The sequence below is a fragment of the Arenimonas sp. genome, assembly GCF_036275555.1.
Lineage (GTDB): Bacteria > Pseudomonadota > Gammaproteobacteria > Xanthomonadales > Xanthomonadaceae > Arenimonas.
Map to the genome: position 1 here is coordinate 1 of NZ_DASUDO010000005.1, position 20,742 is coordinate 20,742.

The 20,742-nt window shown below is 70.7% G+C and carries 13 protein-coding genes; 9 read left to right on the plus strand and 4 right to left on the minus strand.

Annotated features, from left to right (window positions below; genetic code table 11):
- The 8 genes from purB to VFV21_RS00335 form a co-directional block, all read left to right on the plus strand.
- The coding region (purB, locus tag VFV21_RS00300) for an adenylosuccinate lyase (protein WP_329667585.1) at positions 1-1,428 on the plus strand (1,428 nt) is incomplete at its 5' end.
- A gap of 196 nt (positions 1,429-1,624) precedes the next feature.
- Entirely contained in the window at positions 1,625-2,815 is a 1,191-nt protein-coding gene (locus tag VFV21_RS00305) for a cupin domain-containing protein (RefSeq protein WP_329667586.1), read from the plus strand.
- A gap of 4 nt (positions 2,816-2,819) precedes the next feature.
- The gene (locus tag VFV21_RS00310; protein ID WP_329667587.1) at positions 2,820-3,779 is read left to right on the plus strand and encodes a GNAT family N-acetyltransferase; all 960 of its coding nucleotides are present in this window, start codon (positions 2,820-2,822) and stop codon (positions 3,777-3,779) included.
- Positions 3,780-3,962: 183 nt separating this feature from the next.
- Positions 3,963-6,794 (plus strand): 2-oxoglutarate dehydrogenase E1 component, encoded by a 2,832-nt coding sequence (locus VFV21_RS00315; protein ID WP_329667588.1) that lies wholly within the window; start codon positions 3,963-3,965, stop codon positions 6,792-6,794.
- Positions 6,795-6,821: 27 nt separating this feature from the next.
- The gene (gene sucB / locus VFV21_RS00320; protein WP_329667589.1) at positions 6,822-7,997 is read left to right on the plus strand and encodes a dihydrolipoyllysine-residue succinyltransferase; all 1,176 of its coding nucleotides are present in this window, start codon (positions 6,822-6,824) and stop codon (positions 7,995-7,997) included.
- Positions 7,998-8,133: 136 nt separating this feature from the next.
- Positions 8,134-9,558 carry a dihydrolipoyl dehydrogenase gene (gene lpdA, locus VFV21_RS00325; RefSeq protein WP_329667590.1) on the plus strand — a complete coding sequence of 475 codons (1,425 nt, stop codon included), beginning with the start codon at positions 8,134-8,136 and terminating at the stop codon, positions 9,556-9,558.
- 61 nt (positions 9,559-9,619) lie between these two features.
- Positions 9,620-10,612: an oxidoreductase gene (locus VFV21_RS00330; RefSeq protein ID WP_329667591.1), complete on the plus strand. Its 993-nt coding sequence runs from the start codon at positions 9,620-9,622 to the stop codon at positions 10,610-10,612.
- A gap of 61 nt (positions 10,613-10,673) precedes the next feature.
- Positions 10,674-11,042 (plus strand): response regulator, encoded by a 369-nt coding sequence (locus VFV21_RS00335; protein WP_329667592.1) that lies wholly within the window; start codon positions 10,674-10,676, stop codon positions 11,040-11,042.
- A gap of 185 nt (positions 11,043-11,227) precedes the next feature.
- Here VFV21_RS00335 and VFV21_RS00340 read toward each other — a convergent pair whose 3' ends face one another.
- Together VFV21_RS00340 and VFV21_RS00345 are read right to left on the minus strand one after the other, a co-directional pair.
- Positions 11,228-12,118: a DnaJ C-terminal domain-containing protein gene (locus tag VFV21_RS00340; protein ID WP_329667593.1), complete on the minus strand. Its 891-nt coding sequence runs from the start codon at positions 12,116-12,118 to the stop codon at positions 11,228-11,230.
- A gap of 111 nt (positions 12,119-12,229) precedes the next feature.
- Entirely contained in the window at positions 12,230-12,670 is a 441-nt protein-coding gene (locus VFV21_RS00345) for an Hsp20/alpha crystallin family protein (RefSeq protein WP_290885750.1), read from the minus strand.
- A 145-nt stretch (positions 12,671-12,815) separates the two neighbouring features.
- Here VFV21_RS00345 and VFV21_RS00350 point away from each other — a divergent pair, with 145 nt between their 5' ends.
- Positions 12,816-13,298 (plus strand): peroxiredoxin, encoded by a 483-nt coding sequence (locus VFV21_RS00350; RefSeq protein ID WP_329667594.1) that lies wholly within the window; start codon positions 12,816-12,818, stop codon positions 13,296-13,298.
- A 168-nt stretch (positions 13,299-13,466) separates the two neighbouring features.
- Here the strand turns inward: VFV21_RS00350 and pbpC are convergent, their stop codons facing one another.
- Both pbpC and VFV21_RS00360 read right to left on the minus strand, forming a co-directional pair.
- The gene (pbpC, locus tag VFV21_RS00355; protein ID WP_414638439.1) at positions 13,467-15,833 is read right to left on the minus strand and encodes a penicillin-binding protein 1C; all 2,367 of its coding nucleotides are present in this window, start codon (positions 15,831-15,833) and stop codon (positions 13,467-13,469) included.
- Positions 15,830-20,740 (minus strand): alpha-2-macroglobulin, encoded by a 4,911-nt coding sequence (locus tag VFV21_RS00360; RefSeq protein WP_329667595.1) that lies wholly within the window; start codon positions 20,738-20,740, stop codon positions 15,830-15,832. Before VFV21_RS00360 ends, pbpC begins: the two co-directional genes overlap by 4 nt.
- Between the last annotated feature and the right edge of the window lie 2 nt (positions 20,741-20,742).

Here is a 20,742-nt window from a genome sequence, read left to right on the forward strand (position 1 = left end):
TGGATCAAGTCGCGCTTCGAAGGCCAGGCCGAGCTGCAGGCCGCCGGCGAGTTCGTGCACTTCGCGTGCACCAGCGAGGACATCAACAACACCCGCCACGCGCTCATGCTCAAGGCCGCGCGCGAGCAAGTGCTGCTGCCCGCACTCGACAGGATCGTGACCAAGCTCACCACGATGGCGCACGATCTGGCCGACGTGCCGATGCTCAGCCGCACGCACGGCCAGACGGCCAGCCCGACCACGGTGGGCAAGGAGATCGCCAACGTGGTGGCGCGCCTGGCGCATGCGCGCGGCCGCATCGCCGAGGTGAAGCTGCTGGCCAAGATGAACGGCGCGGTGGGCAAATACAACGCACACCTCGCGGCCTGGCCCGAGTTCGACTGGGAAGGCTTCAGCCGCAAGGTCGTCGAGCAGCAGCTCGGCCTGAGCTTCAACCCCTACACCATCCAGATCGAGCCGCACGACTGGATGGCCGAGCTGTTCGACGCGGTCACCCGCACCAACACCATCCTGATCGACTGGTCGCGCGACGTCTGGGGCTACGTGAGCCTGGGCTACTTCAAGCAGCGCACCAAGGCCGGCGAGATCGGTTCGTCGACGATGCCGCACACGGTCAACCCGATCGACTTCGAGAACGCCGAGGGCAACTTCGGCCTCGCCAACGCACGGCTCGCCCACCTCTCGCAGAAGCTGCCGATCAGCCGCTGGCAGCGCGACCTGACCGACAGCACGGTGCTGCGCAACATGGGAGTGGCGCTGGGCTACGCGGTGCTCGGCTACGACTCGCTGCTGCGCGGCCTGGACAAGCTCGAGGTCAACCACGAGGCGCTGGCCGCCGACCTCGATGCCGCCTGGGAGGTGCTGGCCGAGCCGATCCAGACCGTGATGCGGCGCTACGGGGCGGCCAACCCGTACGAGCGGCTGAAGGAAGGCGAGGTCGGCTCGTCGACGATGCCGCACAAGGTCAACCCGATCGACTTCGAGAACGCCGAGGGCAACTTCGGCCTGGCCAACGCGCTGCTGGGCCACTTCTCCGAGAAGCTGCCGATCAGCCGCTGGCAGCGCGACCTCACCGACTCCACGGTGCTGCGCGCGCTGGGCACCGCCTTCGGCCATTCCCTGATCGCGCTCGATGCGCTGATGCGCGGCCTGGGCAAGCTCAGCGCCAACCCCGAGCGCCTGGCCGCCGACCTCGACGCCGCCTGGGAAGTGCTGGCCGAGCCGGTGCAGACCGTGATGCGCCGCCATGGCCTGCCCAACCCCTACGAGCAGCTCAAGGCCCTCACCCGCGGCCAGGGCATCACCGCCGAGTCCATGCGCGCCTTCATCGAATCCCTCGACCTTCCGGCCGACGCCAAGGCGCGCCTGCTGGCGATGACCCCGGGCAGCTACATCGGCCACGCCGCGTCGCTCGCCCGGGATATTTGATTTTTTGACGCGGATTGACGCGGATAAACGCGGATAGATCAAAAAAGGAGTGGATCAGGCGGGGTCGGGACGGTTCTCCTCCAGCGGGCCACCAGCAACGCCCTTGTCGATATCCACTCCCTGTCTTTGCTCTATCCGCGTTTATCCGCGTCGATCCGCGTCTGATGCGCTCTCCAACCCACACCAAGACGCCCCCATGCCCGCACTGCCGATCGAAGTCACTGGCTCCGCCAACCAGCCGCTGGGCATGGCGCCGGAGGTGTTCCTGCGGGATTACTGGCAAAAGCGGCCGCTGCTGATCCGGGCCGCGTTCCCGGGCTTCGTGTCGCCGATCACGCCCGAGGACCTCGCCGGCCTGGCCTGCGAGGAAGCGGCGCTGGCGCGGGTGGTGCTGCACGACCGCAGGCGCGACCGCTGGGAACTGCGCACGGGGCCTTTCAGCGAGGAGTCTTTCCCTCGGCTGCCGAAAAAGGACTGGACCCTGCTGGTGCAGGACGTGGACAAGTGGGACATGGACATCCGCGCCCTGCTCGGCGCGTTCCGGTTCCTGCCGGCCTGGCGGGTGGACGACGTGATGGTGAGCTTCGCCGCGCCCGGCGGTTCGGTCGGTGCGCACGTGGACCAGTACGACGTGTTCCTGCTGCAGGCGCACGGCCACCGCCGCTGGCAGATTGATTCGCGCCCGGAGGCCCCGCGCGGCTTCCGCCCGGACGTCGAGCTCAAGCTGCTGAGCCGGTTCGACCCGGACCACGACTGGGTGCTGGCCCCCGGCGACATGCTCTACCTGCCGCCGGGCGTGCCCCACCACGGCGTCGCCGAAGACGCCTGCCTGACCTTTTCGGTCGGCATGCGCGCCCCCTCGCAGGCCGAACTGATGGTGGACCTGGCCGAAGAACTGGCCGCCGCCCTGCCCGAGGAATCCCGCTACGCCGACCCGGACCTGGCCCTGCCGGCCGACCCCTGGGAAATCGACGAGGCCGCCTTCGGACGCGTGCGCGCGGCCCTGCGCGGGCTGCAGGACCTGGACGAGACCGCGCTGCGTCGCTGGTTCGGGCGCTTCATCACCCAGTACCGGGCCGCGGGCGAACTGGGCCGCCCGGCGCGCCCGCCGTCGCTGGCGAGCCTCGAGGCCGAGCTGGCCAAGGGCGGCCAGCTGCTGCGCCATCCGCACGCCCGCCACGCCTGGGCCCGCGACGGCCAGCGCGCCTGCCTGCATGCGAACGGCCTGTCGCTGCCGATGGGCGTGGCCGCGGCGCGCCGGCTGGCCGGTGCGGACACGCTGGTGGCGGAGGACCTCGCCGCCCTGGACGCCGACGGCCGTGATGCGCTGGAAAGCCTGGTGGCGGCAGGCCACTATCAGCTGGTCAAGCCACGACGCCGACGGTGACGCCATGATCCCGACCGACTTCCGCATCGATCCCGCGGACTACCAGGCCGACTTCCAGGACCTGCGCTCGGTCCGGGAAACGGTCTTCGTGCTGGAGCAGAACGTCCCCCTCGAGGAAGAGTGGGACGAGCTCGACCCGCGCTGCCACCACGTCATCGCCCGCGATACCAACAACCAGCCCATCGGCACCGGCCGGCTGACGCCCGAGCACAAGATCGGCCGCATGGCCGTGCTCAAGGCGTGGCGCAACAAGGGCGTCGGCGACGCGCTCATGGTGGCGCTGATGAACCAGGCGCGCAGCCTGGGCTGGACCGAGGTCAGTCTCAACGCCCAGGTCAGCGCCGAGGCCTTTTATGCCCGCCACGGCTTCCAGCCCTACGGCGAGCGCTTCATGGAGGCCGGCATCGAGCACCAGGCCATGCGCCGCACGCTCGAGCCGCTGGCCACGCCCGAGCGCGGGCCAGCGGCGCCGCGCGGCCCCTCGGTGCCCTCGGTCGAATTCGATTCCCTGCACGAGGCCACCGACGCGACCCTGGCGGTGGTCCGGGGCGCGCGCCGCGAGCTGCGGCTGTTCACCCGTGACCTGGACCCGGTGCTGTACGGCCAGCCCGCCGTGCTCGAGGCCTTCAAGCAGTACGCCATCGCCGGCCGCGGCGGCGTGGTGCAGGTGATCGTGCTGGACCCGGCCGCGGTGCAGGGCCAGGCGCACCCGCTGCTGGGCCTGGCCCAGCGCATGACCTCGGTGTTCCAGTTCCGCACGCCGGTGGACGACGTCGACCTGCAGATTGCCTCGGCCTTCCTGGCCAATGACCGCGATGGCTACCTGTTCCGCGCCCTCGGCAGCCGCTGGGAGGGCGAATGGAGCCCGGCCAACCCGGCCCGCACGCGCCAGCTGCTCGAGCACTTCGGCCGGATCTGGGAGCGTTCGCGCCCCTGCAGCGAATTCCGGGCCCTGGGCATCTGAAGCCAAGGCCCCGGCGCTTCGACCAAGGTCCAGCCCCAACCGCGGCTGACCCGGGTCCCGATCGGGTTCTAAAGCCCCGTCACGCCAGCTATAATCGCGGACCTCGTCGGCGCCCGCGCCGGCTGCCCGACATCCCATTCCATCAATCACTTACCTGCCATTGCGGCGGGCCAGGCCAGGGTCGTGGACAGTCTGATCAAGCAGTTTAAGCAGACCTCTCAGCTTGCCGGCGGCAACGCCGCCTATATCGAAGACCTGTACGAACAGTACCTGGTCGATCCCGACGGCATCCCCGCCACCTGGAAAACCTACTTCGACGGCCTGAAGGGCCGCGAGGCCGGCGATGTCCCGCACTCGGCGGTGATGGCCAGCGTCCAGGCCGCGGCCAAGGCCGGCAAGCACGCCGGCGGCGCCGCCATGGACGACGAGGCCGCCCGCAAGCAGGCGGCGGTCGGCAAGCTCATCACGGCCTACCGTTCGCGCGGCCACCTCGGCGCCCGCCTCGACCCGCTGGGCATGATGGCCAAGAAGGACGCGCCGGACCTCGAGCTCGCCTTCCACGGCCTTACCGACGCCGACCTGTCGAGCGAGTTCACCACCGACACCTGGTTCCCCGAGAAGAAGTTCAAGCTGGGCGACCTGCTGGCCAAGCTGCGCGCGTCCTACTCGGGCAGCATCGGCGCCGAGTTCATGCACATCGCCGACGCCAACCAGCGCCGCTGGATGCAGCAGCGCCTCGAAGGCGCGGCCGGCAAGTACGGCTTCCAGGCCGAGGAGAAGAAGCGCCTGCTCGAGCGCGTCACCGCGGCCGAGGGCCTGGAGCGCTACCTGCACACCGCCTTCGTCGGCCAGAAGCGCTTTTCGCTCGAAGGCGGCGACGCGCTGATCCCGCTGATGGACACCCTGATCCAGCGCGGCGGCACCGACGGCGTGCGCGACGTGGTGATCGGCATGGCCCACCGCGGCCGCCTGAACGTGCTCGTCAACACGATGGGCAAGCCGCCGCACAAGCTGTTCGATGAATTCCGCGGCCAGTTCGAACACAACGACGACCCGGCGCACTCGGGCGACGTGAAATACCACATGGGCTATTCGTCCAACGTGGTCACCCCGGGCGGCCCGGTGCACCTGGCGCTGGCCTTCAACCCGTCCCACCTCGAGATCGTCGACCCGGTGGTCGCCGGCTCGGTGCGCGCGCGCCAGATGCGCCGCGGCGACGCCAAGCGCCAGCAGGTGCTGCCGGTGCTGGTGCACGGCGACGCCGCGTTCGCCGGCCAGGGCGTGATCATGGAGCTGTTCCAGATGTCGCAGGCGCGCGGTTTCGCGGTCGGCGGCACGGTGCACGTGGTCATCAACAACCAGGTCGGCTTCACCATCAGCCGCCAGGACGACGCCCGCTCCACCTACTACTGCACCGACCCGGCCAAGATCATCGGCGCGCCGGTGCTGCACGTGAACGGCGACGACCCGGAGGCCGTGGCTTTCTGCGCGAAGATGGCCTTCGACTACCGCAAGGAGTTCGGCCGCGACATCGTCATCGACCTGGTCTGCTACCGCCGCCACGGCCACAACGAGGCCGACGAGCCGGCGGCCACCCAGCCGCTGATGTACAAGAACATCCGCGCCCGCAAGACCACCCGCGAGCTCTACGCCGAGCAGCTGGCGGCCGAGGGCGTCATTGATGCCGCCGGCGCCAAGGCCCTGGTGGACGCCTACCGCGACAAGCTCGACAACAACGTGGTCACCACCGAACTGGCCCAGGTCGGCCCCGACCCGTTCGCGGTCGACTGGTCGCCGTGGCTCAAGGGCAAGCTGTCGGACAAGGTCGACACCGGCATCCAGCGCGCCGAGCTCGACGGCCTGGCCCAGCGCATCAACCAGCTGCCGGCCACGCTGAAGCTGCACCCGCGCGTCGCCAAGATCTACGAGGACCGCCTGAAGATGGCGTCCGGCGAGCTGGCCATGGACTGGGGCTTCGCCGAGAACCTGGCCTACGCCACCCTGCTGGCCGGCGGCTACAAGCTGCGCCTGGTCGGCCAGGACGCCGGCCGCGGCACCTTCTTCCACCGCCACGCGGTGCTGCACGACCAGGCCACCGGCGAGGCGCACATGCCGCTGCGCGCGCTGGCCGCCAACCCCGAACACGTGATGGTGATCGACTCGCTGCTCAGCGAGGAAGCGGTGATGGCCTTCGAGTACGGCTACGCCACCGCCGAGCCGGGCACGCTCAACATCTGGGAAGGCCAGTTCGGCGACTTCGCCAACGGCGCCCAGGTCGTGATCGACCAGTTCATCACCTCGGGCGAGTCGAAGTGGGATCGCCTGTGCGGCCTGGTCCTGTTCCTGCCGCACGGCTACGAAGGCCAGGGCCCGGAGCACAGCTCGGCGCGCCTGGAGCGCTTCCTGCAGCTGTGTGCGCTCGACAACATCCAGGTCTGCACGCCCACCACCCCGGCGCAGATGTTCCACATGCTGCGCCGCCAGATGCTGCGCGGCACGCGCAAGCCGCTGGTGGTGATGACCCCGAAGTCCATGCTGCGCAACAAGCTCTCGGTGTCGACGCTGGACGAACTGGCCAAGGGCGGCTTCCAGTCGCTGATCCCGGACTCGACCGCGAAGGACGCCAAGAAGGCGCGCCGCGTGATCGTCTGCGGCGGCAAGGTCTATTACGACCTGGTCGAGGCGGCCGAGGCGAAGAAGATCACCGATGTCGCCATCGTCCGCGTCGAGCAGCTCTATCCGTTCCCGCGCCCGGAGCTGGCCGCCGAGCTCAAGCGCTTCGCCGGCGCCAAGGAAGTGGTTTGGTGCCAGGAAGAGCCGATGAACCAGGGCGCGTGGTACCAGATCCGCCATCACCTTGATTTCTGCCTCGGCAAGGGCCAGTCGCTGAGCTACGCCGGCCGCAGCCGTTCGGCCTCGCCGGCCGCCGGCCACCTCAACACGCACAACGAAGAACAGGCCCGCCTGATCGAGGATGCCCTCGTCAACGCGCCCAACACCCACACCGCCGAATAACCCCATTCAAGCCACAGGGCCTCGTCCATGAGCATCGAAGTCAAAGTCCCGGTCCTTCCGGAATCCGTGTCCGACGCCACCATCGCCACCTGGCACAAGAAGGCCGGCGACAGCGTGCGCCGCGACGAGAACCTGCTCGACCTCGAGACCGACAAGGTCGTGCTTGAAGTGCCCTCGCCCGTGGACGGCGTGCTCAAGGAGCTCAAGTTCAAGGAAGGCGACACGGTGACCAGCCAGCAGGTCGTGGCGATCATCGAGGAAGGTGCCGTTGCCGCGGCGGCTCCCGCCGCTGCCGCTGCCCCGGCGGCCGCTGCTGCCCCGGCCGCGCCGGCCAAGGCCGCCGCCCCCGCCGCCGCCAAGTCCGGTTCGGCCGAACTGCCGCCGGGTGCCGCCGCGCACGCCGCGCGCAACGACGTGAACCCGGCCGACGTCGCCGGCACCGGCCGCGGTGGCCGCGTGACCAAGGAAGACGTGGTCAACCACATCAAGGTCGGCGGCGGCGCCCGCCCCGAGCAGCGCGTGCCGATGACCCGCATCCGCCAGCGCATCGCCGAGCGCATGATGCAGTCCAAGAACTCCATCGCCATGCTCACCTCGTTCAACGAGGTGAACCTGTCGAAGGTGATGGCGATGCGCAAGGAGCTCGGCGAGGGCTTCGAGAAGTCGCACGGCATCAAGCTCGGCTTCATGAGCTTCTTCGCCAAGGCCGCGGCCAACGCGCTGCAGAAGTACCCGATCGTCAACGCCTCGGTCGACGGCAGCGACGTGATCTACCACGGCTACGCCGACATCTCGATCGCGGTCGCCACCGACAAGGGCCTCGTGACCCCGGTGCTGCGCAACGTCGAGAACATGAGCTTCGCCGACATCGAGGGCTCGATCGCCGGCTACGCCAAGGCGGCCCGCGAGGGCGGCCTCAAGCTCGAGGACCTGCAGGGCGGCACCTTCACCATCACCAACGGCGGCACCTTCGGCTCGCTGATGTCGACCCCGATCGTGAACCCGCCGCAGTCGGCGATCCTGGGCATGCACGCCATCAAGGAGCGCCCGATCGCCGAGAACGGCCAGGTCGTGATCGCGCCGATGATGTACATCGCGCTCTCGTATGACCACCGCATCATCGACGGCAAGGACGCTGTCCTGTTCCTGGTCGATATCAAGAACCAGCTTGAGAACCCGCATCGGATGCTGCTGGGGCTCTGAGAGCAGGAGTTAGTGATTAGGAGGTAGGAGTTAGTGAGAAGCGGGTGAGTCGCGACAGATTGCTGTCACTAACTCCTATCTCCTCGCCACTAACTTCTCGCTGTTGGCGTCACCAAAAAAGGCACAAGGAACTAAAATGTCCGAGCAATACGACGTCGTCGTCATCGGTGCCGGCCCCGCCGGCTACCACGCCGCCATCCGCGCCGCCCAGCTGGGCATGAAGGTCGCCTGCATCGACGCGGCCCTGGGCAAGGACGGCAAGCCGGCGCTGGGCGGCACCTGCCTGCGCATCGGCTGCATTCCGTCCAAGGCGCTGCTCGACTCCTCGCGCCAGTACTGGAACCTGCAGCACCAGTTCGCCGACCACGGCATCACCACCACCGGCGCGAAGATCGACGTCGGGACGATGGTTGGCCGCAAGGACAAGATCGTCAAGCAGTTCACCGGCGGCATCGCGGCGCTGTTCAAGGCCAACAAGATCACGCCCTACTACGGCTTCGGCACCCTGCACCCGGGCAAGGTCGTCAAGGTGAAGCAGCATGACGGCAGCGAAGTGGAGCTGGCCGGCAAGCACGTCATCCTCGCCGCGGGCTCGGATTCGATCGAGCTGCCGTTCGCCAAGTTCGACGGCAAGCACATCGTCGACAACGTCGGCGCGCTTGATTTCACCGAGGTGCCCAAGCGCCTGGGCGTGATCGGCGCCGGCGTGATCGGCCTCGAGCTGGGCAGCGTCTGGAAGCGCCTGGGCGCCGAGGTCACCATCCTCGAGGCGATGCCCGACTTCCTGGCGGCCGTGGACGCCGAGGCGGCCAAGGTCGCGCTCAAGGAGTTCAAGAAGCAGGGCCTGGACATCAAGCTCGGCGCCAAGGTCAGCAAGACCGAGGTCAAGAAGGGCGAGGTCCACCTCACCTACCACGACGGCAAGGCCGAGCAGTCGCTGGTCGTCGACCGTCTGCTGGTCGCGGTCGGCCGCAAGGCCGCCAGCAAGGGCCTGCTGGCCGACGGCACAGGCGTGAAGCTCAACGAGCGCGGCCAGATCGAAGTCGACGACCACTGCTTCACCGGCGTCGAGGGCGTGTGGGCGGTCGGCGACTGCGTGCGCGGCCCGATGCTGGCGCACAAGGGCTTCGAGGAAGGCATCGCGGTGGCCGAGCTGATCGCCGGCCTGCCGGGCCACGTCAACCTCGACACCATCCCCTGGGTCATCTACACCGAGCCGGAAATCGCCTGGGTCGGCAAGACCGAGCAGCAGCTCAAGGCCGAGGGCATCCCGTTCAAGACCGGCAGCTTCCCGTTCGCGGCCGTCGGCCGTGCGGTCGCGATGGGCGAGCCCGCGGGCTTCGTCAAGGTGATCGCGCACGAGGAAACCGACCGGATCCTCGGCATGCACCTGGTCGGCGTCAATGTCTCCGAGCTGGTGCACGAAGGCGTGCTGGCGATGGAGTTCCACGGCTCGGCCGAGGACCTGGCGCGCATCTGCCACGCCCACCCGACGCTGTCGGAGGCCATCCACGACGCCGCCATGGCCGTGGACAAGCGCGCCATCCACAAGGCCAACTGAGTCCCGGTGGCCACCCGACGAGAGGCGCCCCCGGGCGCCTCTCTGCGTTACAGGAGCCTGCATGACCCTTCCCGCCCGCTTCCGCGCCTTCCGCATCCATTCCGAGGGCGGCCACCGCGCCGGCCTTGAGTCGATCACGCTCGACGACCTTTCGCCCGGCGAAGTGGTCATCCGCGCGGCCTATTCGAGCGTGAACTACAAGGACGCGCTGGCCGGCACCGGCAGCGGCAAGATCCTTCGCCGCTTCCCGCTGGTCGGCGGCATCGACGTGGCCGGCCACGTGCTGGCCTCCACCGACCCGCGCTTCAAGGAAGGCGATGCCGTGCTGTGCACCGGCAGCGGCCTGTCCGAAACCCGCGACGGCGGCTATTCCGAAGTGGTGCGGCTGCCGGCCGAGTGGACGATTCCCCTGCCCGCCGGCCTGTCGCTGCGCGAGGCGATGATCCTCGGCACCGCGGGCTTCACCGCGGGCCTGTCGCTGCTGCGCATGGAAATGAACGGCCAGGTGCCGGCCATGGGCCCGGTGGTCGTCACCGGCGCCACCGGCGGCGTCGGCAGCCTGGCGCTCGACATCCTGACGCGCGCCGGCTACGAGGCCCACGCGATCTCCGGCAAGGCCGAGCACGCCGACTTCCTGCGCCGCCTGGGCGCCACCGAGGTGTTCCCCCGCGACACCCTCGACAGCGCCACCCGCCCGCTGGAAAACGCCCGCTGGGCCGGCGCCATCGACAACGTCGGCGACCCCGCGCTGGCGGCCCTGACCCGGGTGATCCAGCCCTACGGCAACATCGCCAGCTGCGGCCTGGCCGGTAGCCCGGGCCTGGCCACCACGGTGATGCCCTTCATCATCCGCGGCGTCTCCCTGCTCGGCATCGCCTCGGCCGGCACCGCCCGCGGCCAGCGCGAGCAGGTCTGGGAGCGCCTGTCCGGGCCCTGGAAGCCGGCCCACCTGGACGCGATCTGCACCCGGGAAGCCGCGCTGGACCAGCTTCCCGACGTCTTCCCGGCCATGCTGGCCGGCCGGTCCTTCGGACGAACGGTCGTCCGGATTTGACCGAGGTTGCACCCTGACCGCCCCCCCGGCATACAATCACCTACCCGTTGGAGGCCCATTCATGGCACGCATCCTGATTGTTGATGATTCCCCGTCCCAGCTCATGGGCATGAAGCGCATCGTTGAGAAGCTCGGCCACGAGGCCCTGACGGCCGAAGACGGCGCCGCCGGCGTCGAAGCCGCGAAGGCGCACAAGCCCGACCTGATCCTGATGGACGTGGTGATGCCGAACCTCAACGGCTTCCAGGCCACGCGCGCCATCTCCAAGGAAGCGACCACGGCCCACATCCCCATCGTCCTGGTCACCACCAAGGACCAGGAGACCGACAAGGTCTGGGGCATGCGCCAGGGCGCGAAGGCCTACATCACCAAGCCGTTCAACGAAAACCAGCTGATCGACGTCATCAACGGCCTGCTCGCCGGCGGTTGATGGGGGTTGGCGTGTCCGAACGCGGATCAGAGCAGATGCGCGCGGATAAAAGCTGATTCAATCGAACAAAAGAAAAGGCCTCGCACCCGCGAGGCCTTTTTCATTTTGCAAGCTTAAAACCAAGCTTCATCCGCTCTTGTCCGCGCGCATCCGCTCTGATCCGCGTTCGATCCCTGATACCCGATTCACGCCTTGCGCGGATCGAAATCGAAGGCCTCCGCCATCCGCTGGTACAGGGCCTTCTGGGCGTCGGTGGAAGCCTTGGGCGCGCGGACCTCGAGTTCGACGATCTGGTCGCCGGCGGCGGGCTTGCCCGGCAGGCCGCGGCCGCGGAGGCGCAGCTTGCGGCCGGTGTCGGAGTCGGGCGGGATGCGCAGCTCGACCGCGCCACCCAGCGTCGGCACGCTCAGCGTCGCGCCCAGCGCCGCCTGCCAGGGCGCCAGCGGCAGGGTGTAGAGCACGTTGCGGCCATCCACCTCGAACTGCGCGTGCGGGCGGTAGTCGATTTCCAGCAGCAGGTCGGTCGGGCGCGGTCCGCCGCGGTGGCCCTGCCCGGCCAGCCGGATCACCTGGCCCGGCGCGATGCCGGCCGGCACGTTCACCTCCAGCGTGCGGCCGTCGACGCTGATGCGCTGCTTGCCGCCGGTGTAGGCCTGCTCGAGCGAGATCGCCAGCTTGGCGCGCACGTCGCCCTGCGGCGCCTGCTGCCGGCCTGGCCCGCGGCCGCCGCCGAACAGCGACTCGAAGAAATCGCTGAAGCCGCCCCCGCCGCCGAAATCCTGCTCGTACCGGAAGCCACCGCCGCCGAACCCGCCGCCGCCAAAGCCCGGCGGCGGCCGGAACTCCTCGCCCGGGCGATAGCCCTGCGCGCGCAGCTGGTCGTACTCCGCGCGCTTGTCCTTGTCGCGCAGCACCTCGTAGGCCTCGTTGACGGCCTTGAAGCGCTCCTCGGCGCCGGCTTCCTTGCTCACGTCCGGGTGGTACTTGCGCGCGAGGCGGCGGTAGGCGGTCTTGATCTCCGCCTCGCCGGCCGTGGCTTCCACGCCGAGGGTGTCGTAGTAATCCTTGAATTGCATCGTGTGGCCTTGCGAAAGAAGAGGACCCGCAGGCCGTGCCCGCGGGTCCAGTTTATGCCTTCGGGGCAATCGGGGCTGAAGCCCCTCCCACAAGGGTGATGCCGAGGCGGGTTACATCACCTGGATGCGGCGCGGGGTGGTCTCGGGACGCTTGGGGATGCTGATCTCGAGCACGCCGTGCTTGCCGGTGGCGGTGATGCCCTCGGGGTTGGCGCTGTCGGGCAGCGCGAAGCGGCGGTAGAACACGCCGTGCGCGCGCTCGATGCGCGAGTAGCGGTCGCCCTCGGTCACCGACTCGGTCTGGCGCTCGCCCTTGATCGACAGGATGCCCTTGTCCATCTGCACCTCGATCGCGTTCGGGTCCACGCCCGGCAGGTCGGCCAGGATCAGGAAGCGCTCGGCCTCCTCCTTGATGTCCACGCGCGGCACCCACTGGCTGGTCACGACGCTGGACGCATCGGTGTCGTCGCCGTTGAAGAACTTGTCGAACACCTGCTTGATCTCGTCCTGCAGGTGGCGCGGGGCGGTGGTCGGGTAGCGGGTCAGGCTCATGTTCGTCTCTCCGTGTCAGCGGCGGCCGGCCCGGCCGCCATGCCCGGAACATAGGGTCCCGCGCCATGGCTTCAAGTCCCCACCCGGGCGTCACGCGGGGTGGTTAAACTCGCGTTCCGTTTCCCTCCCCCTCCCCGGAGCTGCCATGACCATCCAGATCGGCGACAAGATTCCCCAGGCCACCCTCAACATGCTCAAGGACGGCGTGCAGGCCGTGGACACGACCGAGCTGTTCGGCGGCAAGAAGGTGCTGCTGTTCGCGGTGCCGGGCGCGTTCACCCCGACCTGCTCGGCCAAGCACCTGCCGGGCTACGTCGAGCACTTCGATGCCTTCGCCAAGCGCGGCATCGAGGTCGCCTGCCTGTCGGTCAACGACGCCTTCGTGATGGACGCCTGGGCCAAGAGCCAGGACGTGCCTGCCGGCGTGCACATGCTGGCCGACGGCAACGGCGCCTTCACCAAGGCCATGGGCCTGGAGCTCGACGCCACGGCCTTCGGCATGGGCCTGCGCGCCAAGCGCTTCGCGCTGTACGCCGAGGACGGCATCGTCAAGCAGCTCCACGTCGAAGCCCCGGGTGAGTTCAAGGTGTCGGCGGCCGACTACGTCCTCGCTCACTTGCCGAACTGAAGGGCTTTTGACGCGGATTGACGCGGATAAAGGCAGATCGATCAGGAAGCGAAGCCAGCCTTGCGCAAGGTCGGCCCGGACTGGCCGAACACAATTCCCGCCCCTGCCCTATCCGCTCTTATCCGCGTCAATCCGCGTCCGAAAACCGCTCTTCGGCCCCGCGTCGCCCTAGCGCACGACGCGGAGGTTGAGTTCGGCCCAGGCGCCGGTGTCGGCCAGGGCGGTGATGCGTTGGGGGCCGGGCTCGGGGAAGGCGTGGGTCCAGTAGCGGGCGCCGCGGGTTTCGCCGGCCAGGCGGCCGTTGACCAGCCAGCGCACGCGCGATTCGGTGCCGATGGCGCGCAGCCGCAGCGTCGCGGGCGTCGGGCTGCCGGGCGTGCGCGCGAGGCGTGCGCCCTCGCCCGGGCCGTCAATGCGCAGGGACTCCATCGCCGCCAGCGCGTCCGGTGCGCAGTCGGGCGCCAGCGGCGGGATGGCGCTGGCGCGCCGCGTGGCGGCCGGTAGCCAGGGGTAGGCGAGGCCGGGCCATCGCGCCACCTCGCGGCTTGCGCGGTCATGGGCGCGCGCGCAGGCGGCCGAGAGACGCTCGCCCGTGCGGGCATCCACCGACAGGACCAGGCGCCCGCCGCTCCACTGCCGGGCCTCGCGCTCGGGCAGGGTCGGCGGCAGCACCCCGGCCAGCGCCAGCGCGTCGTGCCGGCGATGGCACAGGCCCGGCGCGGCCGGGTCTTCCGCCACGCCCAGCGGCCAGCAGATGGCGACTTCGCGCACGCCGGCCGGGCGCGCGCGCCGCGCCGCGTCGGCCGGCGCCCGCGGCAGGCTGTCCACCACTTCGAACAGCAGCGGCAGCGCGGTGATCGCGCCGTACTGCCCCGGCAACGGCGTGCCGTCCGGCCGCCCGACCCACACGCCCACGGTGTGGCGCGCCGTGCCGCCCAGCGCCCAGGCATCGCGGAAGCCGTAGCTGGTGCCGGTCTTCCAGGCCACGCGCGGGCGGCCAGCGGTGTCGAAGGCCTCGTCGCGCTGGCCGGGCCGGCCGTGCTGCTCGAGGATCTCGCGGATGATCCAGGCCGCCTCCGGCGACATCAGCCGGCGCTCCTGGCGCGGCGCGTCGGGCCGGTAGCGCACTTCGCCGGCGAGGCCGTCGTGGTTGAGCGCGCGGTAGGCGCCCACAAGGTCCTCGAGCCGCGTGCCGGTGCCGCCCAGCACCATCGACAGGTTCGGCTGCGCGCCGCGCGGTAGCTGCAGCACCAGGCCCGCGTGCGCCAGCCGCGCCGCGAAGCGTTCCGGCCCGACCCGGTCCAGCAGGTCCACCGCCGGCACGTTGAGCGAGAGCCGCAGCGCCTCGGCCACCGTCACGGGTCCGTTGAAGGTGGGGTCGAAGTTCGCCGGCCGGTAGTCGCCGAAGCTCTGCGGCGCGTCCACCAGCAGGCTGGCCGAATGCACCAGGCCATCGTCGATCGCCAGGCCGTACAGGAAGGGCTTGAGCGTCGAGCCCGGCGAGCGCGTCGCCCGCACCATGTCGACGTGGCCGAGCCGGCGCGCGTCGCCGAAAGCCAGCGAGCCGACGTAGGCCCGCGCCTCCAGCGTCTCGTTGTCCACCACCAGCAGCGCCGCCGAGGTGCGCTCGGGCAGGCGCGCGAAATAGGCCGCGACGCGCTCCTCGAGCACGCGCTGCAGGCCGGCGTCGAGCGTGCTGCGGATGCGCGTGGCGCGCGGGTCGGCGCCGCGCAGGCGACCCGCCAGCAGCGCCGCCGACATCGGCGGCTGCAGCTTGCGCGCGACCACCCGCTCCATCCGCGCGTCGGCGACTTCGGCGGGCGACCAGAGGCCGCGCGCGGCCATCCGGGCCAGCACTTTGTCCCGCGCCGCCTGCGCGGCCTGCGGATGCCGGTCCGGGCGAAGCCGGCTCGGCGCCTGCGGCAGCACGGCCAGCAGCGCCGCCTCGGCGCGCGACAGTTCGCGCGCGGGCTTGCCGAGGTAGGCCCAGCTCGCCGCCTCCACGCCCTCGATCGGGCCGCCGAAGGGCGCGTGGTTGAGGTACAGCGCGAGGATCTCGTCCTTGTCCAGGCGCCATTCGAGCTGCAGCGCGCGCAGCGCCTGCCGCAGCTTGCCGGCGGGCGTGCGCCGGTGCGGCTCGAGGATGCGCGCGACCTGCATCGTCAGGGTGGAACCTCCCGACACCACGCGCCCGTTCGCCAGCCACTGCCCACCGGCGCGCAGCAGGGCGAAGGGATTGACGCCCGGGTGGCGCCGGAACCAGCGGTCCTCGTAAGTCAGCAGCGCCTCGAGGTAGTGCGGCGAGACCTCGTCCACCGTGACCGGGTAGCGCCACACGCCGTCGCGCCCGGCGAAGGCGCGCAGTGGCGACCCGTCGGCGGCCAGCACCACCGCGCCGGCGCCGTCGGCGGCGGGCAACGGCGGCGGGAACAGCCGGTCGAGCGCGAACGGCAGGGCCAGCAGCGCGAGCAGCGCCGCGATCCACCGCCCGCGCCGCGCGTGGCGGCGGCGCGGGTCGGGTGCCGCCGCGTTCAGGGCTGCACGACGGTCACCGTCGCCGGGACCGCCCTGCCGACGCCGCGCAGCTCGGCCCGGTACATGTCCTCGACCTGCGGCGGCGGCACCACGTAGGTGCCGGGCGTCACCGCCCGCACCAGGTAGAACAGCTGCGCCGGCTGGCCCGCGTAGAGCTTGAGCGCGGCCACGTAGCGGTCGTCGCGGTATTCCTCGTGCAGCTTCTCGGCGAAATCGCCGCGGTCGCTGAGCGCCGCCCCGTCGATCACCACGTCGGCCCACTGCGCCGGGTCGGTGAGGTTGAGGTTCTCGATTTCCAGGCCGGCCGGCAGCAGGTCCACCAGCAGCGCATCGGGCATCGCCTCGCGCGCCTCGATCCGCAGCGCGGCCACCAGCACCTGGCCTTCGCGCAGCGGGCCCGGCTTCCAGCGCGTGCCGTCGGGGTTGAACCAGGTGCGCTGCACGCTGATCTGGCTGTCGTCGGGCGCGGGCGCCGTGCGCGGCACGCCGGCGACGTCGAGGCTGGCGAACACCGGCGCCTCGGCCTGCGGCACGAAGCGCACGCCGGCCGACAGGTCGCCGAAGCCGTAGTCGCGGCTGAGCACGCGGTCTGCGGCGATCGCCTGCTCCTCCGCGCCCACGGCCAGCACGCCCGAGAAGGTGGCCTCGCTGTCGAGCGCCAGGCCGCGGCCCAGGCGGGCCAGCGCGATCTTTTCCTGCGTGCTGAGCCAGAAGCGGTTCTCGGCCATGCGCGCCTGCAGGTCGCGCGACAGCGCCAGCAGGCGGGCGTCGCGATCGCCGTCGGCACGCTTGTTCTCGCCGAGCAGGGCCAGCATCAGCGCCTGGTCGCGCAGCGGCGTGCCGTAGTCACCCAGCCAGCGCGGCCGGCCGTCGGGCTTGGCCAGCGCCTCGCGCACCGCGACCGCGGCGCGGGCCTCGTCGCCCTGCAGCGCCAGCGCCAGGCCCAGGTGCATCAGCGGCAGGCCGGTCAGCGACTTGCCGCGCTGGTTGTCGTGCAGCGCACGCAGCGTGCCCAGCGGCGCGCGGTTGACCTTCGCCAGCACGTAGCCGGCCTGCGCCTGGTAGGCGAAGCGCAGGTGGTCGGCATCGTCGTACTGGTAGAAGGGCACGCCGCCGGTGAGCAGGTCCTCGCCGAGGCGCTCGAGCGTCTTCTGCAGCAGCGTCTCCGGCACCGCGAAGCCGGCCTCGCGCGCGGCCAGCAGGAACTCGGCGACGTAGGGCGTCAGGATCGGCATGGTGTCGCTGCCGCCCCACATCGAGAAGTGGCCGTTGGGCGCCTGCAGGGCCGCGAGGCGGCTGAAGGCGCCTTCGAGCTGCCGGCGCCGCGCGTCCTCGTCCAGGCCGGTGAAGCCCATGCGCTTCGCGCTGTCGGCATCCAGCAGCAGGGCCGCGTAGCCGCGGGTGGTGGTCTGCTCGACGCAGCCGTAGGGATAGGCCAGCAGGTCCTGCAGCGCGCGCGCGAACGGGATCGGCGGCTGGGTCGTCAGGGTCATGCGCGCCGACACGGTGCCGGGCATCAGCCCCTCGGCCAGCGAGCGGTCGAGCGTGAGCGCGCTGCCCGGCGCCACCGTGCGCGCCTGCGAGCGGGCGATGTCGCCCCAGGCCGCGCGCACCGGCACGTCGAACTCACGGTTCACGACGTGGCCGCCGCCCTCGACGCGCAGCACCAGGGTGCCGGTGCCGAAGCCCTCGGTGCCGCTGAGCGCGAACTCGAGCGTCTGCTTGGCCTCGGCCGCCAGCGTCACCTCGCGGCGACCGCTGGCCACGGCGATCGGTCCGCGCGCCTGCAGGTCCACCTTGAAAGCGCCCGCGGCGCCGGTGAAGTTCTGCAGGTCCAGCGTCACCAGGCTGCGGTCGCCGGGCGCCAGCACGCGCGGCGCGCTGACTTCGGCCAGCACCGGCGCGCGCAGCACCGATTCGCTGCTGCCCTGCCCGTACACCTCGTCGCTGAACACCAGCGCCGAAACGCGCAGCGTGCCGTTGAAATCGGGCACGGCCACGTCCACGGTCGCGCGGCCCTGCGCATCGAGCGCCACCGGGCCGGCGAACAGGTCCACCGTCTGCACGCGCGCGGTCGGGCGGCGCGCCTGCGGCAGCGCCGGCAGCGCCATGTCGCCGCCGAACCGCAGCTGCGCCACCTCGCCGTCGAAGCTCTCGATGACGCGGCCGTACAGGTCGTGCGCCTCGACGCCGAGGCGACGCTGGGCGAAGAAATGCGCGGCGGCATCGGGCACCGGGAAGCGCGTGATGTTGAGGATGCCCTGGTCGACGGCGGAGATCGTCGCCCAGGCGGTCTTGCCGGCCAGCGCCGGCGCGGTGACCACCACCGGCAGCGGCTGCTCGGGGCGCGCCTGCGCGGGCGCCTGCACGGTCACCGGCACGCGGCGGTCGGCGCGATCCATCGGCACGTGCGCCACGCCGACGGCGCGCGCCGGCGTCACTTTCTCGACCGCGGAGCCGCCGCGCAGCACCAGCGCGGTGATGTACACGTCGTGCCGCTCCCAGTCCTCGGTGACCTTGATCTCGTAGGTTTCACCGGGCTTGGCCAGCAGCGGCTGCACGTGCAGCAATTTGTCCGTTTCCACCAGCAGCAGGCCCTGGCCGGGCTGCGGCGGCGTGACGGTGACGCGCAGCGTGTCGCCGGCGCGGTAGGCGGTCTTGTCGAGCGCCAGCTTCACCTTGTCGGGGCGCGCGTCCAGGCCGCGGTTCTGGTTGTCCCAGCTCCAGCCGGCCACGAAGGGCAGGCGCGTCAGCAGGCCGGTGGCCGGGTCGCGCACCTCGAGCCGGTACTCGCCCCACTCCACCGGGAAATCGACGCGCACGTCGCCGTCGGCGCGCACGGCGAGCTCGCGTGTTTCCACCGTCTCGAAGCGCGAGGTGAAATCGAAGCCCCAGCCGCCGCCCGGATCCTGGCGCCAGTGGTAGTCGCGGCGCTCGCGCACCAGGCTCACCTGCAGGCCTGCGCCGGCCACCCGCTGGCCATCGGCGCGCGCGCGCAGCAGGGAGAAGCCGGCGACGCCGTTGACCGGCGCACCCTCCTTCGCATCGAACATCGGCCGTACGCCGACCAGCTCGGACGCCGGCCAGAGAACGCGCTTGAGGCTGCGGCTGACGGGGCGGCCGCCGCTTTCATACACGCTGCCGCTGGCGACCACGGCCACCGGTGCGCCGGGCTTGGCCGCTTCCTCGGGCAGCGGAATGGACGCGCTGAGCTTGCCCTGGGCGTCGAGCGCCTGGTCCACGGCGTCCTTGGCTTCGCGCGGCAGCGCGAGCGTGGGGTCGCCGAAGAAATGATCCGGGAAGGCCTCGAGCGGATGCTGCTCCGCGCTCACGGAAACCCGCGCGGTGAAGCGGTTGCCGGACGCGGGCGCGCCGTAGAGATAGGCGGCGGTGACGTCCAGCGCCAGCGGCTGGCCCGGCGCAAGCACCTCGGCGCTGCTCGCCAGTTCGAGCTTCATGCGCTCGGGCAGGAACTCCTCGACCCGCAGCGACATGCCCTGCACCACGTCCTTCGCGCCCGGCGCGGTGCGGAACTCGACCTGCCAGCGGCCGGTCGGCACGTCCACGGGCAGCGCATGGCTCCAGCGGTAGTAACCGCCGGCCTCGGCCGCCAGCTGGGTTTCCAGGAAGACCTTGCCGTCGGGCTGCTTCAGGCTCAGGAACAGCGGCTGCGCCTTCACCGCGCGGCCGTCGTGGTCGCGCATCAGCGCCGAGACCTGCAGCGTCTCGCCCGGCCGGTAAAGATCGCGCCCCGACCATGCGAACACATCGAACCAGGCCTGCGGCCGCCCCGCCACCGAGAACTCGGACAGGTCCAGCGCCGGCTGGTTGAGCGGCAGCATGGACACGTCGTTGCCGCTGCTGGCCACCAGCACGTGGTTGGCGTCGAGCATGTAGGCGATGCGCGCGTTGCCGGCGCCGTCGGTGGTGGCGCGGGCCACGACCTCGCCCTTGCGGTCGAGCACCTGCAGCGCGACGTCGCCGGCCGGATCGCCCGACTTCAGCGACGCCGTGTGCACCAGCACCTGGTCGCCGTAGGCGCGCAGGTGCAAGCCGATGTCGCTGATGAAGAAGATGGCGGTCTCGTAGGCCTCGTCGTAGTCGCCCACCCGCCGCATCAGCGCGAAATACACGCCCGGCTGCTGCAGCTCGGCGATGTTCTGCACCGGCAGGTAGCTCAGCCGGCGCTCGTTGTCGGCACCGCCGAGCACGAAGCGGTTGAGGTAGACGGAGTCGGCGACGCGGGTGATCGCGGGGCGTTCTTCCCACTGGCTTTCGCCCAGCTCCCAGCCGCCGCGGCGGCCGCCTCGCTGGTAACTGACGAAGAAGTTGGCGACCTCGCTGTCGCGCACGCGCAGGAACTCGACGTCCACCTCGGGCACGTTCACCGACACCACCGGCAGGCCGCGGGTGTCGCGCGCCGGCAGCACGCTGCCCTGCGAGGCGAAACCCACCGCGGGCTCGACCGGACCGGTGTTGACCTTGCGGCGCTCCTCGCGCCCCAGCGCCTTGCCGTCGGCCGCCACCAGGCCGGCGCGCAGCAGCACCTCGTAATCCTTGCTGGCCTCGACGTAGGGGAAGCGCAGCACCTGCGCGTCGCTGTCGAGCACCCAGCTGCCCGTCACCACCGCACCGTCCGGACCGGTCACCACCAGCAGGTCGTCGAAGGCCTGGCTGGCCGCGAGCGGCTGCGAGAACTGCAGCTCGATCGCGAGCTGGCCCTGGTGCTCGCCGCGCCCGGCGGCCTGCAAGCCGAAGCCCTCGACCACGGGCCGCGCATCAACGGCGTCGCCGCCCTGCAGCTCGGGCACCTGGTTGGCGTCGCGCTTGCAGCCGGCGAAGGCCAGCACCGCGGTGGCGAGGATCAGCAGCGCGAACGCGCGGCGGAGGGCGGACATCGAAGGCATGG

Excerpts from the sequence above, each read along its gene's own strand:
- VFV21_RS00305 (WP_329667586.1), top strand. The coding sequence starts at position 1,625 with ATGCCCGCACTGCCGATCGAAGTCACTGGCTCCGCCAACCAGCCGCTG.
- VFV21_RS00310 (WP_329667587.1), top strand. The coding sequence starts at position 2,820 with ATGATCCCGACCGACTTCCGCATCGATCCCGCGGACTACCAGGCCGAC.
- sucB (WP_329667589.1), top strand. The coding sequence starts at position 6,822 with ATGAGCATCGAAGTCAAAGTCCCGGTCCTTCCGGAATCCGTGTCCGAC.
- lpdA (WP_329667590.1), top strand. The coding sequence starts at position 8,134 with ATGTCCGAGCAATACGACGTCGTCGTCATCGGTGCCGGCCCCGCCGGC.
- VFV21_RS00330 (WP_329667591.1), top strand. The coding sequence starts at position 9,620 with ATGACCCTTCCCGCCCGCTTCCGCGCCTTCCGCATCCATTCCGAGGGC.
- VFV21_RS00335 (WP_329667592.1), top strand. The coding sequence starts at position 10,674 with ATGGCACGCATCCTGATTGTTGATGATTCCCCGTCCCAGCTCATGGGC.
- VFV21_RS00340 (WP_329667593.1), bottom strand. The coding sequence starts at position 12,118 with ATGCAATTCAAGGATTACTACGACACCCTCGGCGTGGAAGCCACGGCC.
- VFV21_RS00345 (WP_290885750.1), bottom strand. The coding sequence starts at position 12,670 with ATGAGCCTGACCCGCTACCCGACCACCGCCCCGCGCCACCTGCAGGAC.
- VFV21_RS00350 (WP_329667594.1), top strand. The coding sequence starts at position 12,816 with ATGACCATCCAGATCGGCGACAAGATTCCCCAGGCCACCCTCAACATG.
- VFV21_RS00360 (WP_329667595.1), bottom strand. The coding sequence starts at position 20,740 with ATGCCTTCGATGTCCGCCCTCCGCCGCGCGTTCGCGCTGCTGATCCTC.